The organism is Pseudomonas sp. NFIX28 (assembly GCF_900107395.1).
Lineage (GTDB): Bacteria > Pseudomonadota > Gammaproteobacteria > Pseudomonadales > Pseudomonadaceae > Aquipseudomonas.
Map to the genome: position 1 here is coordinate 196,257 of NZ_FNPW01000002.1, position 15,298 is coordinate 211,554.

The 15,298-nt window shown below is 67.6% G+C and carries 13 protein-coding genes; 5 read left to right on the forward strand and 8 right to left on the reverse strand.

All coding sequences use genetic code 11. The features are described from left to right. Positions 1 to 30: 30 nt before the first annotated feature. A complete protein-coding gene (locus BLV20_RS04345; RefSeq protein WP_092297497.1) occupies positions 31 to 657 on the reverse strand; it encodes a LysE family translocator in 627 nt (208 codons plus the stop codon). A 146-nt stretch (positions 658 to 803) separates the two neighbouring features. Between BLV20_RS04345 and BLV20_RS04350 the strand changes: the two genes are divergently transcribed. Next, complete coding sequence (locus BLV20_RS04350; protein WP_009041428.1) at positions 804 to 1,277, forward strand: Lrp/AsnC family transcriptional regulator; 474 nt, start codon at positions 804 to 806, stop codon at positions 1,275 to 1,277. A gap of 290 nt (positions 1,278 to 1,567) precedes the next feature. On the opposite strand, the gene lpdA is transcribed toward BLV20_RS04350, so the two are convergent. The 7 genes from lpdA to BLV20_RS04385 all read right to left on the reverse strand — a co-directional run bounded on the left by lpdA (position 1,568) and on the right by BLV20_RS04385 (position 9,006). Next, positions 1,568 to 2,968 carry a dihydrolipoyl dehydrogenase gene (gene lpdA / locus BLV20_RS04355; protein ID WP_092297500.1) on the reverse strand — a complete coding sequence of 467 codons (1,401 nt, stop codon included), beginning with the start codon at positions 2,966 to 2,968 and terminating at the stop codon, positions 1,568 to 1,570. Positions 2,969 to 3,217: 249 nt separating this feature from the next. After that, positions 3,218 to 4,150 (reverse strand): phosphatidate cytidylyltransferase, encoded by a 933-nt coding sequence (locus tag BLV20_RS04360; RefSeq protein ID WP_092297503.1) that lies wholly within the window; start codon positions 4,148 to 4,150, stop codon positions 3,218 to 3,220. A 1-nt stretch (position 4,151) separates the two neighbouring features. Further along, complete coding sequence (locus BLV20_RS04365) at positions 4,152 to 4,772, reverse strand: lysophospholipid acyltransferase family protein (protein WP_092297506.1); 621 nt, start codon at positions 4,770 to 4,772, stop codon at positions 4,152 to 4,154. Positions 4,773 to 4,781: 9 nt separating this feature from the next. Next, positions 4,782 to 5,237 (reverse strand): hypothetical protein, encoded by a 456-nt coding sequence (locus tag BLV20_RS04370; RefSeq protein WP_092297509.1) that lies wholly within the window; start codon positions 5,235 to 5,237, stop codon positions 4,782 to 4,784. Next, positions 5,227 to 6,570: a phosphatase PAP2/dual specificity phosphatase family protein gene (locus BLV20_RS04375; RefSeq protein ID WP_092298482.1), complete on the reverse strand. Its 1,344-nt coding sequence runs from the start codon at positions 6,568 to 6,570 to the stop codon at positions 5,227 to 5,229. Before BLV20_RS04375 ends, BLV20_RS04370 begins: the two co-directional genes overlap by 11 nt. Further along, positions 6,570 to 8,327: a bifunctional alpha/beta hydrolase/class I SAM-dependent methyltransferase gene (locus BLV20_RS04380; RefSeq protein WP_092297512.1), complete on the reverse strand. Its 1,758-nt coding sequence runs from the start codon at positions 8,325 to 8,327 to the stop codon at positions 6,570 to 6,572. The genes BLV20_RS04375 and BLV20_RS04380 overlap by 1 nt, the downstream gene beginning before the upstream one ends. A gap of 10 nt (positions 8,328 to 8,337) precedes the next feature. Further along, positions 8,338 to 9,006, reverse strand: a complete 669-nt coding sequence (locus BLV20_RS04385; protein WP_092297515.1) for a CDP-alcohol phosphatidyltransferase family protein — start codon at positions 9,004 to 9,006, stop codon at positions 8,338 to 8,340. Positions 9,007 to 9,247: 241 nt separating this feature from the next. Between BLV20_RS04385 and hflK (BLV20_RS04390) the strand changes: the two genes are divergently transcribed. From hflK (BLV20_RS04390) to BLV20_RS04405, 4 genes are read left to right on the forward strand one after another with little or no spacing between them, the layout of a single operon-like run. Continuing rightward, the gene (gene hflK / locus BLV20_RS04390; RefSeq protein ID WP_092297518.1) at positions 9,248 to 11,215 is read left to right on the forward strand and encodes a protease modulator HflK; all 1,968 of its coding nucleotides are present in this window, start codon (positions 9,248 to 9,250) and stop codon (positions 11,213 to 11,215) included. Beyond that, positions 11,212 to 12,258 (forward strand): protease modulator HflC, encoded by a 1,047-nt coding sequence (gene hflC / locus BLV20_RS04395; protein ID WP_092297521.1) that lies wholly within the window; start codon positions 11,212 to 11,214, stop codon positions 12,256 to 12,258. The genes hflK (BLV20_RS04390) and hflC overlap by 4 nt, the downstream gene beginning before the upstream one ends. Beyond that, positions 12,255 to 13,313 carry a protease modulator HflK gene (gene hflK / locus BLV20_RS04400; RefSeq protein WP_092297525.1) on the forward strand — a complete coding sequence of 353 codons (1,059 nt, stop codon included), beginning with the start codon at positions 12,255 to 12,257 and terminating at the stop codon, positions 13,311 to 13,313. Before hflC ends, hflK (BLV20_RS04400) begins: the two co-directional genes overlap by 4 nt. Then, entirely contained in the window at positions 13,310 to 15,214 is a 1,905-nt protein-coding gene (locus BLV20_RS04405) for a cation-translocating P-type ATPase (protein WP_092297528.1), read from the forward strand. Before hflK (BLV20_RS04400) ends, BLV20_RS04405 begins: the two co-directional genes overlap by 4 nt. Positions 15,215 to 15,298: the final 84 nt, after the last annotated feature.

Genomic DNA, 15,298 nt, shown 5'->3' on the forward strand with positions numbered 1-15,298 from the left:
GCAGCCTGCGGCAGCGGCTACGGGCCTGCCTCAGGCCTGTTGCACGAAGGTCAGGCGCACGGCGAAGCCGATCAGCAGGCTGCCGAACAACCATTGCTGGGCCCGCTGGGCGGTGCGGCTATGTGCGAGCCAGCGGCCGATCCAGGCGCCGGCCAGGGCGTAGACGCTGTCGAACAGCAACCCCACCAGCACCAGCAGCAGGCCCAGGCTGGCGAATTGCACGGCCACGGGGCCGGCCTGCGGGTCGACGAACTGCGGCAGCAGCACCGAGCAGAACAGCAGCGCCTTGGGGTTGAGCAGGTTGGTCAGCAGGCCGCGGCGGATCGCTTCGCGCCAGCGCAATGCGCTCGCGGCCTGGTCGCTGTGCAGGCTGGGCAGCATGTTCGAGCGCAAACACTGCACGCCGAGCCACAGCAGGTACGCGGCGCCGCCCAGGCGCACCACCTCGAAGGTCCAGGGCGCGGCCTTGAACAGGGTAGCCAGGCCCAGCGCCGCCAAGGCCACATGGCAGCCCCGGGCAATCGCCAGGCCCACCGCGGTGGCCAGCGCCAGGCCCTTGCCCTGGCGGGCGCCGGTTTGCAGCAGGAGGATCATATCGGGACCGGGCAGCAGATAGACCACCGCCAATGCCAGGAAAAACATCCACAGTTGCGTCACCTTGCCACCCCCTTTCGTTGTCGATTCGGTAACCAGAGTCTAGGGCCGAAGGGCAGGGCAGGTGCTTGCGTAGTCAGCCAGCATGCAGGCGGAAATTGGCATAATCTTCCACCTGGACCTGGAGTGACTATCGGAAAATGCCAAAAATGAAACTGGACGCCTACGACCGCAAGATTCTCGCCGCGCTGCAGCGCGACGGGCGCCTGAGCAATGTGCAATTGGCGGAGGAAATCGGCCTGTCGCCTTCACCCTGCCTGCGCCGGGTTCGGATGCTGGAAGAGGCCGGGGTGATTCGCGGCTACCAGGCCAACCTCGACCGCGATGAAGTGGGCCTGGGGCTGACGGTCTTCGTCGGGGTCAAGGTTGAGCGGCACACCGATGAGCATTCCGAAGCCTTCCACCGCGCGGTGACGGCGCTGCCGGAGGTGCTTTCGGCGTTCCTGGTGTCTGGCGAGTCGGACTTTCTGCTGCAGGTGGTGGTGCCGGACCTGCGCGCCTACGACCGCTTCCTTACCGGCAGCCTGTTGAAACTGCCGGGCGTCAGCGATATCCGCAGCAACTTCGCGATCCACACAGTGAAAACCCCGGGCGCGCTGCCGCTGGGGCATCTGCCGGCGTGACGCGGTTTGGAGCCGTTGCCGAAGATCTTTGGCGATCTTGAGATCCTTGCGCGCCCTGCGGTCGCGATCGCAGCCTGCGGCAGCGGCTACAGGGGCCGTGAATGTTGGCTGGGGTGGGGTTGCTGGAATGATGAAGGGGCAATTCGCGGAACGACGCCTGGCGCGGTTTTTTGTAGCCGCTGCCGAAGGCTGCGATAAGGCCGCAGGCCTTCGGCGATCTTGCGGCCTTGCGCGCGCCCTGCGGTCGCGATCGCAGCCTGCGGCAGCGGCTACAGGGCGCGGCAGCGGGGCTACATCTGCGTTGCCATCCCTTCGACATCCATGGCGGCCTGGCGCAGGGCCTCGGAGCGGGTCGGGTGGGGGTGGCAGGTCAGGGCGATGTCTTCGGCCGAGGCGGAGAACTCCATGGCCACGCAATATTCGCCGATCATTTCGCTGACGCTCGGGCCTACCAGATGCACGCCGAGGATCTCGTCGGTCTGCGCGTCCGCCAGGACCTTGGCGAAACCTTCGGTCTCGTGGTTGATCTTGGCCCGGCTGTTGGCCGTGAAGGGGAACTTGCCGGCCTTGTAGGCCCGGCCCTCGGCCTTGAGCTGCTCTTCGGTCTTGCCGACGCTGGCCAGCTCCGGCCGGGTGTAGATCACGCTGGGGATCAGGTTGTAATTCACTTCGGCGGCCTTGCCGGCGATCTGCTCGATACAGGCCATGGCCTCGTCCTCGGCCTTGTGGGCGAGCATCGGCCCGGAGGTGACGTCGCCAATCACCCACACGCCGGCGGCCGCGGTGCGGTGCCGCTGGTTGGCGAGCATGCCGCGCGAATCGGTGTCCAGGCCGACGTTCTCCAGGCCCAGGCCCCGGGTATAGGGCCGGCGGCCGATAGCCACCAGCACATAGTCGGCTTCCAGCAGTTCCAGGGCGCCGCCCGCCGCCGGTTCGACGCTCAGCTGCACGCCGTGCTCCGAGGTGCTGGCGCTATTGACCTTGGTGCCGAGCCTGAAGGCGATCCCCTGCTTGGCCAGGGCGCGTTGCAGGGTCTTGCCCGCCTCGCCATCGACGCCGGGGCAGATGCGGTCCAGGTATTCGATCACCGTCACCTGGGCCCCCAGGCGCCGCCATACCGAGCCCAGCTCCAGGCCGATCACCCCGGCGCCGATCACCACCAGGTGCCTGGGCACTTCGGCAAGAGACAGCGCGCCGGTGGAGTCGAGGATGCGCCGATTGTCGATCTCCACCCCGGGCAGTGGCGTCGGCTCGGAGCCGGTGGCGATCACGATGTCCCTGGCCTGCAACCGGGTCTTGCCGCCGGCGCTGTCGGTCACCGTGACCTGGCCCGGGCCGTCGATATGGCCCCAGCCCTTGATCCAGTCGACCTTGTTCTTGCGGAACAGGAACTCGATGCCCTTGGTCAGGCCCGCCACGCTGTCGTCCTTCTGTTTCATCATCTGGGCGAGGTTGAGGCGGGGCTCGACCTCGATGCCCAGCTCGGCGAATTCCTTGCCCATGGCCGCGTCGTACAGCTCCGAGGCGTGCAGCAAGGCCTTGGACGGCATGCAGCCGACGTTCAGGCAAGTGCCGCCGAGGGTCGCGCGACCCTCCACGCAGGCGGCCTTGAGCCCCAGCTGGCCAGCGCGAATAGCGGCGTTGTAGCCACCGGGACCCCCACCGAGGATGACGACGTCGTAGCTGCTCATGGCTGTTCTCCCTGCAATCGGAAAAGAAGGCTTTCAAAGATAGTCGAGCAAAAAATTACGGTCGTAATATGAGCGCGCGAAGCAACCCCGGTCAAGCCCGCGATCGCACCCCGCATGGCGATTGCATCTGCCTTGTAGGAGCGAAGCTTGCTCGCGAAAAGATCGCCAACGATGACGCGTGCCGGTTGACGGCACGCCGCTTCGCGGCTTTCGCGAGCAAGCTTCGCTCCTACAGAAGAAGGGAGGTGTTCAGGTCCACCAGTAGCGCACGAGGTGGAAGAAGATCGGCGCGGCGAAGCACACCGAGTCCAGGCGGTCGAGCATGCCGCCGTGGCCTTCGATCATGTGGCCCCAGTCCTTCACCCCGCGGTCGCGCTTGATCGCCGACATGACGATGCCGCCGGCGAAGCCCAGCAGGTTGATCAGCAGGGCGATCAGGAACGACTGCCAAATGGTGAAGGGGGTAATCCACCACAGCGCGCCGCCGATCAGCGAGGCCAGGAGGATGCCGCCGACAAAGCCTTCGACCGTCTTGGACGGCGACAGCCGCGGGGCGATCTTGCGTTTGCCGAAGAGTTTTCCACAGACGTACTGCAACACATCCGACATCTGCACCACGATCACCAGGTAGGCGATCAGCAGCAGGTTGCGGCCTTCGTAGCCGGCGATGTCCAGGGTCAGCAGCGCCGGGACGAACGACACGCAGAACACCGCGATCATCAGCCCCCACTGGACCTTGGAGGCGCGCTCGAGGAAGTGCGTGCTGTCGCCCCCGAGCGAGGCGAGGATCGGCAGCAGCAGGAACACATAGACCGGGATGAAGATCGAGAACAGCCCGTACCAGTCGAAATAGATCAGCAAATATTGCAGGGGCAGCGCCAGGTAGAACGCCGCCACCAGCGCCGGGTAGTCGCTGCGCCGGGTCGGCATCAGCGTCAGGAACTCGCGCAGGGCGTAGAAGGACACCGCGTAGAACAGCAGGATCACCGCGCTGGTGCCGAGCCAGAAGGCGATGCCGATCACCAGCACCATCACCCACCAGGCGTTGATGCGCGCGTTGAGGTTGTCGATCACCGAGTTCGGCGCGCCGCGGCTGCGCAGCTTCAGCAGAAAACCGATCAGCGAGGCCAGCACCAGTACCGCGCCGATCCCGCCGAACAACATTAGGGTTTGCCTATCCATCTCAATGCTCCGGGGCCATGGCCAGCAGCGCTGCGCGGCTGCGTTCGAGGAAATGCTCTTTGCTTTCGCCGTCTTCCAGGGACAGCGGCGCGCCGAAGCGGGTGGTGCACAACAGCGGCAATGGCAGGAAACGGCCCTTGGGCATGACGCGGTTGAGGTTGGCGATCCACACCGGGATCAGCTGGGCCTGTGGATAACTCTTCGCCAGGTGGTACAGGCCGCTCTTGAACGGCAGCAGGCCTTCCTCCTCCAGGTTGCGCGTGCCTTCGGGGAAGATGATCAGCGAATCGCCGTTGGCCAGGGCGTCGAGCATCGGCTGCAAGGGGTTATCCACAGGCTCCTTGCGCTCGCGGTCGATCAGCACGCCATTGAACACGCGGTTGATGATGTAGCGGCGCAGCGGGCGGGTCTGCCAGTAATCGGCGCCGGCCACCGGCCGCGTCACCTTGCGCAGCGCGGGCGGCAGCGAGGCCCAGAGCAGCACGAAGTCGCCGTGGCTGCTGTGGTTGGCGAAATAGATGCGTTGCACCGCTTCCGGCCCGCAGCCGAGCCACAGGCTGCGCGCCCCGGTGATGGTGCGGGCGGCGGAAGTAATGAGGGTAGCGACCAGGGGTTCGAGCATGAGAATTCCTTATCCGGCGACGACCAGCCAGGGGCTGGCCAGGATGAAACCCAGTGTCAGCAGCACTTGCGCCGCCAGCAGCCAGGCCTGGCGACGCAACAGGCCGAGGGCGCCGCGGCTGCGTTGTGGCCACGGGCGACCGCCGGCATGCGCCGGTTGCAGGCCCAGGGCGCTCAGCGCCTGGTCCAGCTCGGCGCCGCGCTCGGTCAGCGGCAGCGGGCTGTCCGCCACCCGCTGGAACAGCTCGGCGTCGAAGGCCACCCGCAGCGCCCAGTATTTTTGCAGCACGCCCAGCACCAGCAGGGCGACGCTCAGGCCGATGGCCCAGGGAGCGGCCACGCCGAGCAAAAACTGGCCGAGGCCGAGCAGGGCGCCGAGCAGCGCCAGGCCTGTGGATAACAGGTCCAGCGAATGCCCGCGGCGCAACAGGCTGGCCACGGTGTGCAGTTGCATGTCAGTGGCCATGGACGCTCCCCCGGGCTGTGGATAAAGGCTCCAGGGCCTCGCGGTGCGCGGCGTGCAGGACGATGTGCGGGCAGGCGCGGCGGATCTGCACGATGGCCGCGTCGACGCTGGCGGCACGGCCGCTGTGCAGCAGCCACGCGGCCACGGCGGTGGCGCTGCGCGAATAACCCAGGGCGCAGCAGACCAGCAGCGGCGCGTGCTCGCGCAGGCTTTCGATGGCGTGCGCGGCCTCGCGGCATTGCGCGGTGGTGGGCGCGGTCAGGTCGAGCACCGGCACGCAGCGATAGGCCAGGTGGCGGCCATCCACGGACAGCTCGGCGCACAGGTCGAGCACCGCGCTGAACCGGCTGTCCTGCAATTCGCCCGGGGTCGGCACGCGCCCCAGCCAGACGTTATCCACAACCTCGCCCGGCTGTGGATGTTTGCGTGTCCACAGCCGCGAATTGAGCCAGGCCGCCGCCAGATACGGCGCCAGCAGCCAGCGCGCGGCGCTGTCGAGGCGGCCGTCCGCGCCTTTCTGGAAGCCCCTGGCATCGAACACGGCATAGTTCAGCGCCACCAGCAGCAGCGACACCGCCGGCCACAACAGCCACAGCCAGGCCCCGCCGAAGATAAAGGCCGGGGCGGCGAATGCCGCGGCGCCCACGGCGTAGCGCAGCGCCAGGCGCCAGCGCTGGCGATCGCGAGCCAGGCGCAGGTTCTGCAGCATCCCGGGGCGGTCCAGCGGCCACAGCCAGACGCACAGCCAGCCGGCCAGGGCGCCTGTCGGCACATCAATAAAGTGATGTTGATAAGTGGTCAGCACCGACACGCCGATCAGCGCAAACCAGCCGTGCACCAGCCAGCGCCAGGCGCCCTGGACATGCCGCGCGTAGCAGACCCACAGCACCACCAGCAGCGCGATGTGCAGCGATGGCGCCTGGTTGAACGGCTTGTCGAAGCCGGCCAGCACGTCGAACAGCCAGCCGAACAGGCCATCCAGCTCCGGCCGCTGGAAGGTGAAGCGCAACGGCCAGAGCAAAAAGCAACTGACCGCGATGACTTGCGCGCTCAACAGGCGCAGGGCGTGGCGCTTGAGCTCTTGCCGGCTGTTGGGCAGCAGCAGGGAAAAGCCGTACAGCAGGTCGATCGACCAATAGGGCACGATGGTCCAGGCCCAGAACGGCATCTGCCGCTCCCAGTCGAACACCAGGCTGCCGACCTCGGCGCGCTGCGCCGTCACCCAGGTGGCGAAGCCATAGGTGCCGAAAAACAGCGGCGCCAGCAGCAACAGCCAGAGCACCGCGGGTTTCAGCAGGCCGGGCTCGCGGGTGTATGTCGCGGCGGCGGTCATCATTGCACCCGCTGCGCCAGCGACACGCTGAAAATGCCCCACTGATCCACGCGCAGGCTAATCCGCCGGAACCCCGCGGCTTCCACCAGTTGGTCCATCTCGGCCTGGGTCCGGCGCCGCATGACCCAGGCCTGCCCCGCGCGGTGGCTGGTCAGGGCGCGGGCGATCAGTTCCAGCTGCGGGTGCCACGGCTGCCCGGTGTACACCAGGTAGCCGCCGGGTTCCACGGCGGCGGCCAGGCCGGCCAGGGAGTCGCTGACCATCTGGTTGTCGGCGAACAGCTCGTACAGGCCGGAGACCACCGCCAGCGTCGGCTTGGGCTCCAGGGCCGCGAGGTCGTTGCGGTCGAAGGCGTCGGCCTTGACGAAGCGGGCAATCTCGCCCAGGCCTTTCTCGGCGATCAGCGCGCTACCGTCGCGCACGTTGATGTCGCTGTAGTCGCGCAGCAGGATCGATTCCGGCAGCGGGCTGACGCCCTGCAAGGCTTCGAGGATGTAGCGCCCGTGGCCGGCGGCAATGTCGACGATGCGCACTTCGCGTTGTTCGGCGCGCAACTTCTCCATGGCCAGGCGCAGCAGTTCCTCCACGTGCAGCTTGCGCTGGCGAATGCCGCGCCAGCCGATGGAGTCCAGGTAGTTGCGGTCGATCATCCGGCCCAGGGCCGAGGTGCCGGTCGGGCGGTTGCGATACACGTAGTCCAAAGTGCTGCCGGAGTCGAAACCGGTGTCGAAGCCCAGCTTGACCCCGGCCGAGAGCCGGCTGCCCAGGCGCATGCTGGCGCGGGTCATGCGCCAGTAAAGGTCGCGCAGCGAGTTGCGGGGCAGGGGCGCCGCCAGCGCCTCGGACTCGGCGCAGGTCAGGCCCAGGCGGTCGGCGTCGAGCAGGGAAGGGCGGCTTAGGGGCCGCGCGAAGTTCTGCAGGATGAACCGCCGCACGCTGGCGACGGCCGGGGCCCGGGCTTTCTCGCCGAGGGTGTCGTGGAAGAAGCCCGGCAGGATGTGTTTTTCCTTGTGCAGGCTGCCCAGGCGCTCGAAGAACTGCTCCTGGGGGCGGCGATGGACGACGAAGTCGGCGCCGGAGATCAGCAGCTGGGTCGGCACCTGGATCGCCTGGGCGTCGGCCACCACGCGCTCGGCGGCTTCGTACAGGCCGAGCAGCACGTTCACCGAGATCGCCTTGGTGATCAGCGGGTCGCTGTCATAGGAGGCCACGCGCGCCGGGTCGTGGCTGAGAAAGCGCGCCTTGACGTAGCTGTTGACGAAGAAGTTGCCGCGAAAACGCCGCATCAACGCCAGGCCCGGGCGGGCGAAAGGCACGTAGAGCTTGACCTTGAACGCCGGCGACGCCAGCACCAGGGCGCGGATGCGCGGCGCGTAGTCATGGACCCAGGTGGACGCGATCACCGCGCCGACGCTCTGGGCCACCACCGCCATGTGCTCTTCTTCGATGCCGTGGCTGGCCCGCAGGTGGTCGCAGAAGGTCTGCACGTCGCGCACGCTGGTGGCGAAGCTCGGGCTGTCGCCGCGGGCGCCCGGCGACTGGCCGTGGCCGCGGGCGTCCCAGGCGAAGAAATCGAAGGCCGGCAGGTCCAGCTCGTCCACCAGGTGGGCGATGCGCGCCGAGTGTTCATGGCCGCGATGGAACAGCAGCACGGCCTGGCGCGGGGCGTCCGAGGGAACGGCGGTGGCCGGCCAGTGGCGGTAGAACAGCTCGACGCCGTCGTGGGTGGTGAAGGTCTGATGGAGCGCTTCGCGCATGGCAACTTCCTTATTCTGAGGGGGCGTTTTGCGGCACTTCTTGTTGCGGCAGGGGGTGTGGCCGGGCGTCTTGCCGCTGGGCGTCGAGCAGGCCCTGGCGCACCCGGTTGATCAAGGTGTAGACCAGCAATGCGCCGACCACCGCCAGCACGCCGTTGATCCAGGCGGCGCTCAGCCAGCCCAGGGCGATGCCGGTGGCCAGCACGCCGAGCACGAACGCCCGGTCGCTCTTGCCCATGGGCCCGTCGTAGCGGCGCGAGGCGCCGATCATCGGCCCCAGCACCCCGGCGTATTCGCTGAACAGCGCCAGCAGCGTGACCAGCAGGACCAGCGGCAGGCTGACGCCGGCAATCAGCGCGAAAGGCAGGATCAGCGCGCTGTCGGCAATCACGTCGCACAATTCGTTGAGGTAGGCGCCCAGGCGCGATTGCTGGCCGAACTCCCGGGCCAGCATGCCGTCGATGGCGTTCAGCGCCATGCGCAGGATCATCCACAGCGGGATCAGGATAAACAGCCAAAGGTGGCTGGCGAAGCTGGCGACCAGGGCGCCGACCAGCAGCGAGATCACCCCGGCCAGCACGGTGATCTGGTTGGCCGTGGTGCCGTTGTCGTACAGGCGCTGGACCGTCGGCCGCAACAGGTTCTGGAAGCGCGGTTTGAGCTGGTAGATAGAAAGCATGGCTGGACGGTTCCTTGTCACTCGGTGGGCCACGGATTATGGCCACAGATCTTGCGGGCTGGCATCAGCGCAGTGCCGGTTTTCCCTGGCTTTGTGACGCATCCATGGCAAATAAAGGCATAGGTGGGCGACGAAAATTTCACTACTATCGTTATATCGTAACGATTTATGGCGATTTATCGCGGCCTGCCAGGAACTTATCCACAGGCCGCAATCGGTTAACGAGCAACGTTGGAGTGGTATGCAAGTCGATCTAGAGGCTGAGGGGGCGGGGCTCGAAGCCTTGCCGAGGTTCCAGCGGGCGGCCTTTCATGAACGCCGTCTGAAGCGTTGGGGCATCGGGCTGGCGGTGCTGGCCGCAGTGGGGCTGGTCGTGGCGTTTTTCGTCGAGCTGTTTGCTCCGCAATCGCTATGGCCGGCGTTGCTGGTCAATCTGGCGGCGGCCTTGCTGGTGCTGGTCGCTGGTTTGCAGGCGGCGGGCTGGGTCAGCGCCTGGCGCGTGCAGGCATTGCGGTTGCCCGAAGCGGCTGGGTTCCTGCAGCCGATGCTGGATGAACCGCTGCCCGAGGAGGGGTGGTACGAACGCCTGCTGGACCGCATCGGCCGGCGTTGCTCGGCGTGGCTGGCGCAGATCGGCGCGCCGACCTTGTGGCTGGGCGGCTGGGCCTTGCTGGTGCTGTTGGCCGTCGAGCAAGCGTGGAACCTCGGCCTGCCCGCCGCGGCCCTGGGCCTGGCGGGCAATGTCGGCGCGGTGCTGGCGCTGTTGCTGGCTTTCGGCTTGCTGGTGTTCGAGCGCCAGCTGAACCAGGAACACCCGGCCGAATGGCCGGAAGCCGCGGCACTGGCGCAGTTGGCGCGGGTGACAATCATCAGCCTGGTAGTGGCGGCGCTGTGCCTGCTGTTCAGCAGCGACACGGCGCTGTGGCCGGTGCGCCTGGGCGTGCTGATCGGGGCATTGCCGGCGCTGGTGGCCGTGGAATTGCTGCTGCGCGCGGTGCTTTCGCTGTTCAGCCCGCGCCGCGCGCAACTGGAGCCGCGCATGCTGGCCCACAGCGTGGTCGCCGATCTGCTGCGCTGGCCGCCGCAACCCTTGCTGGCCTTGCAGCACGAACTGCACAACCGCTTCGGCATCGATTTGCGCCAGGTCTGGGCCTTCACTTACATGCGCCGGGCCTTCCTGCCGGTGCTGCTGGTGGTGCTTGGCGTGGGCTGGCTGCTCACCGGCCTGCATGAGGTGCCGCTGCAGGGGCGGGGCATCTACGAGCGTTTCGGCAAGCCGGTGGCGGTCTTCGGCCCGGGCTTGCACGCCGGGTTGCCCTGGCCGCTGGGGCGGGTGTTGAGTGTCGAGAACGGCGTGGTGCACGAACTGGCCACCAGCGTCGGCGAAGCGCCCGGCGTGGTCGAGCCGGCACCCGCCGAAGGGCCGCCACCGCTGGTGGCCAACCGCTTGTGGGACGCCAGCCATGTGAATGACAAATCCCAGGTGATTGCCAGCGGCAGCGCCGACCAGCAGAGCTTCCAGGTCGTCAACATGGACGTGCGTTTTGTCTATCGCATCGGCCTGAGCGATCGGGCGGCGCTGGCGGCGACCTACAACAGCGCCGACATTCCCTTGCTGATTCGCAGCACCGCCAGCCGCATCCTGGTCCACGATTTCGCCTCGCGCACCCTCGATGGCCTGTTGGGCGAAGACCGAACCAGCCTGGCCGAGGATATCGGCCGCGCGGTGCAGGCCGACCTGGAAAAGCTCGACAGCGGCGTGGAGATTCTCGCCACCGTGGTCGAAGCCATTCACCCGCCGGCGGGCGCCGCCAATGCCTTTCACGGGGTCCAGGCCGCACAGATCGGCGCCCAGGCGCTGATTTCCCGCGAGCGCGGCGCCGCCAGCGAGCAGACCAACCAGGCGCAATTGCAGGCCAGCGTCGCCCGCGACCAGGCCCAGGCCACGGCCCACGAAGTGCGAGCCACGGCGCAGGCGGCCGACCTGCGTTTCACCGCCGAGCGAAAGGCCTATGCCAGCGCCGGCCAGGCGTTCGTGCTGGAGCAGTACCTGAGCCAACTGAGCCAGGGCCTGCGCAACGCCAAGTTGCTGGTGCTCGATCATCGCCTGGGCGGCGCCAATGCACCGACCCTCGACCTGCGTACATTCACTTTGCCGACCGAGCCTTCGGTGCCGGGTAACACCGCTCAGCCAGGAGCCGTCCATTGAGCCAGTCCCATTCCCACGATCATCAGGATCACGCCGGCCACGATCACGGCCATGGCGGCCATCACCATCACGGCCACCATCATCACCATCACGGCGCGCCGGAAGAGGCGGGGCCCTTTCCCTGGCGGCGCATGGCCTGGGCGCTGTTGCTGGTGCTGTTCGCCGTCGCCGCCGCGAGCCTGGTGCAGGTGCGTTCCGGCGAAGCCACGGTGATTACCCGTTTCGGCGACCCGGCGCGGGTGTTGCTGGAGCCGGGCCTTGGCTGGCGCTGGCCGGCCCCGTTCGAGGCGGCGATTCCGGTGGACCTGCGCCTGCGCACCACCTCCAGCGGCTTGCAGGATGTCGGCACCCGCGACGGCCTGCGCATCATCGTCCAGGCCTATGTGGCGTGGCAGGTGCAGGGCGATGCGGACAACGTGAAGCGCTTCATGCGCGCGGTGCAGAACCAGCCGGACGAAGCGGCGCGGCAGATCCGCACCTTTGTCGGCTCGGCCCTGGAAACCACCGCCAGCAGTTTCGACCTGGCCAACCTGGTGAACACCGACGCCAGCAAGGTGCGCATCGGCGACTTCGAAGCCCAGTTACGCAAACAGATCGAACAGCAGTTGCTGAGCACTTACGGCGTGCGCGTGCTGCAAGTCGGCGTGGAACGCCTGACGCTGCCTTCGGTGACCCTGACCGCTACTGTCGACCGCATGCGCGCCGAGCGTGAAACCATCGCCACCGAACGCACGGCCATCGGCAAGCGCGAAGCGGCGCAAATCCGTTCCGCCGCCGAGCGCGACGCGCGCATCGTCCAGGCTGATGCCACGGTGAAAGCCGCCGATATCGAAGCGCAATCGCGGGTGCAGGCGGCGGAGATCTACGGTCGCGCCTATGCCGGATCGCCGCAGCTGTACAACTTGCTGCGCTCGCTGGACACCTTGGGCACCGTGGTGACCCCAGGCACCAAGCTGATTCTGCGCACCGACGCCGCGCCGTTCCGGGTGTTGGTGGACGGTCCGCCGAGCCTCGGCAATAAAGCCGCCGGGTCGCAACCATGAGTTTGGTTCCACGTGGAACACATGAATTTTCCAGCCCGTGGATTCAGGCCGGTCGCCTGGCGTTTCTCGCCCTGTATGCGGTAACCGTGCTGGCGGCGTTGGCCTGGGCCTTCTCCAATGTGCGGCAGATCGATCCGCAGAATCGCGCGGTGGTTTTGCATTTCGGCGCGCTGGACCGCATCCAGAATGCCGGTTTGTTGCTGGCCTGGCCGCAGCCGTTCGAACAGGTGGTGCTGCTGCCGGCCGCGGACCGGGTGATCGAGCGCCGGGTGGAAAGCTTGCTGCGCTCGGCCGAGGCCTTGCAGGGCGACAAGGTGGCGACTTTCGCCGTGCCCCTTAGCGACGCCCTGGCCGGTTCCGGTTACTTGCTGACGGGCGACGCCGGGGTGGTGCAGCTGGATGTGCGGGTGTTCTACAAAGTCACCGAGCCGTATGCCTTTGTACGGCAGGGCGAGCATGTGTTGCCGGCGCTGGATCGGCTGGTGACGCGCAGTGCCCTGGCCCTGACCGCCGCGCGGGATTTGGACACCATTCTGGTGGCGCGTCCGGAACTGATCGGCGCCGACAACCAGGCCGCCGAGCGTCGCGAACGGTTGCGCGGCGATCTGGTGCAAGGCATCAACCAGCGCCTGGCGGACTTGGCGGCGACCGGGCAGGGGATCGGCATCGAAGTGGCGCGGGTCGACGTGCAGTCCAGTTTGCCGGGGCCGGCCGTCAGCGCCTTCAACGCCGTGCTGACCGCCAGCCAGCAGGCCGACAAGGCGGTGGCCAACGCTCGCACCGAAGCCGAAAAACTCACGCAGACCGCCAACGAACAGGCCGACCGCACCTTGCAGGTGGCGCACGCCCAGGCCGGTGAACGCCTGGCCAAGGCCCAGGCGGATACCGCGACCATCCAGGGCCTGGCCCAGGCGCAACGCAACGGCACCGACCCGCAAATGCTCCTGCGCATCTACCGTGAACGCTTGCCGAAGATCCTGGGGCAGGCCGGCTCGGTAACCACGGTCAATCCCCAAGACGATTCCCGCCTGATTATTCAGGGAGCCCAACCATGACTGTTCACACCCATGCCGCCGCGCCGGCGAGCATGCTGACCTCCACCGAACAACGCAGCGCCGCGCGCCAGCTGACCCTGGCCATGCTGGCGCTGGGGCTGCTCGGCCTGGGCCTGGCCTGGCGTTGGCTGGCCCCGGAACAGGCCGGCGTCAGCCAGTTGCTGCTGGGGTTCGCCTCGTTGCTGGTGGCGTTGCCGGTGATGCGTTCGGCCTGGTACAGCCTGCGCTACCCGAGCCTGCACGGCATCACCGACCAGTTGATCGCCCTGGCCATGCTCGGCGCCTGGGCCACGGGCGACCTGCTGACCGCGGCGCTGTTGCCGATCATCATGATTTTTGGCCACGTGCTGGAAGAGCGCAGCGTCATCGGCTCGCAGGAAGCCATTCATGCCCTGGGCCGCTTGACCCGCAGCCACGCGCGCCGGGTGCAGGCCGACGGCAGCATTCTGGAAGTGGACAACGCCACGCTCAAGGCCGGCGATGTGGTCGAAGTGCGCGCCGGCGACCGGGTGCCCGCCGACGGTTTGGTGCTGTCCGGGCAGGCCAGCCTCGACACCGCGCCGATCACCGGCGAGTCGGTGCCGCTGGAAGCCGGGGTCGGCATGCAGGTGTTCGGTGGGGCGATCAACCTCGACGGCCTGTTGCGCCTGGAAGTGACCCGCACCGGCCACGAATCGACCCTGGGCAAGGTCATCGCGCTGATGCAAAGCGCCGAGCGTTCCAAGCCGCCGATCACCCGTTTGCTCGAGCGTTATGCCGGCAGCTACATGGTGCTGGTATTGCTGCTGGCGGCGGTGACCTGGTTTATCACCAACGATGCCCAGGCCATGCTCGCGGTGCTGGTGGCGGCCTGCCCCTGCGCGCTGGTGCTGTCCGCGCCGGCCACGGCAATTGCCGGGATCGCCGTGGCGGCGCGGCACGGCATCCTGATTCGCAGCTCGGCGTTTCTCGAGGAACTGGCGGACCTGACCTCGCTGGTGGTGGACAAGACCGGCACCCTGACCTTCGGCACCTTGCGCCTGCAATCCATCGACAGCCCGCGCGAAGACCGCCAGGCCTTGCTGAACCTGGCGGCCAGCCTCGGTTCGGCCAGCAGCCACCCGGTCAGCCGCGCGCTGGCCGGGCTGGTGGCCCAGGAGCATTTCCTGGTGCTGTCGGATATTCGCGAGCGCCAGGGCCTCGGCGTGGTGGCGCAGACCGCGCAGGGCGAAGCCGCCCTGGGGCGCCCCGAATTGTTCAGCCAGCTGGGCATCGCCACCACGGCGGTGCCCGAGCATGACGGGCCGATAGCCGGGCTGGCGCTGAACGGCGAATTTCTCGCCTGGCTGCTGCTGGCCGACAGCGTCAAGCCGGAAGCGCGTTTTGCCCTCGACGAGTTGCGCGAACTGGGGCTGGGGCGCCAGCTGTTGCTCACCGGCGACCGCCAGAGCGTGGCCGACAGCCTGGCGCGGGATGTGGGCATTGGCGACGTCGAAGCCCAGGCGCTGCCGGAAGACAAACTCAAGCGCGTGCTGGGGGAAATCGACAGCGGTTTCCGGCCGATGGTGGTGGGCGACGGGATCAACGACTCCCTGGCGCTCAAGGCCGGCGTGGTCGGTGTGGCGATGGGCGCGGGCGGGGCGGATATCGCCCTGGCATCGGCCGATATCGTGCTGATCGGCAGCGACCTGCGGCGCCTCGGCACCTGCGTGCGGTTGAGCCGCCAATGCCGCCAGACCTTGCAGGTCAACGTGATCATCGGCCTGGGCTGGACCCTGGCCATCGTCGCCTTTGCCGCGTTCGGCTGGCTCGGCGCCGCCGGGGCGATGATCGCGGCGGTGCTGCACAACCTCAGCACGTTGCTGGTGCTGGGCAATGCCGGGCGGTTGCTGCGTTTCCAGGAGCCGTTGCTAAAGTTGTAGAAAGGCAGGTCGCGGTCAGTCATCGCACGGTTCGGGCCGCAGGGCCGTAAGGCGGCCCGGTCGAACTGTGCGCGCGCTTGGCGG

Coding starts and splice junctions, on each gene's coding strand:
- BLV20_RS04350 (WP_009041428.1), top strand. CDS start 804: ATGAAACTGGACGCCTACGACCGCAAGATTCTCGCCGCGCTGCAGCGC.
- lpdA (WP_092297500.1), bottom strand. CDS start 2,968: ATGAGCAGCTACGACGTCGTCATCCTCGGTGGGGGTCCCGGTGGCTAC.
- BLV20_RS04360 (WP_092297503.1), bottom strand. CDS start 4,150: ATGGATAGGCAAACCCTAATGTTGTTCGGCGGGATCGGCGCGGTACTG.
- BLV20_RS04365 (WP_092297506.1), bottom strand. CDS start 4,772: ATGCTCGAACCCCTGGTCGCTACCCTCATTACTTCCGCCGCCCGCACC.
- BLV20_RS04370 (WP_092297509.1), bottom strand. CDS start 5,237: ATGGCCACTGACATGCAACTGCACACCGTGGCCAGCCTGTTGCGCCGC.
- BLV20_RS04375 (WP_092298482.1), bottom strand. CDS start 6,570: ATGACCGCCGCCGCGACATACACCCGCGAGCCCGGCCTGCTGAAACCC.
- BLV20_RS04380 (WP_092297512.1), bottom strand. CDS start 8,327: ATGCGCGAAGCGCTCCATCAGACCTTCACCACCCACGACGGCGTCGAG.
- BLV20_RS04385 (WP_092297515.1), bottom strand. CDS start 9,006: ATGCTTTCTATCTACCAGCTCAAACCGCGCTTCCAGAACCTGTTGCGG.
- hflK (WP_092297518.1), top strand. CDS start 9,248: ATGCAAGTCGATCTAGAGGCTGAGGGGGCGGGGCTCGAAGCCTTGCCG.
- hflK (WP_092297525.1), top strand. CDS start 12,255: ATGAGTTTGGTTCCACGTGGAACACATGAATTTTCCAGCCCGTGGATT.
- BLV20_RS04405 (WP_092297528.1), top strand. CDS start 13,310: ATGACTGTTCACACCCATGCCGCCGCGCCGGCGAGCATGCTGACCTCC.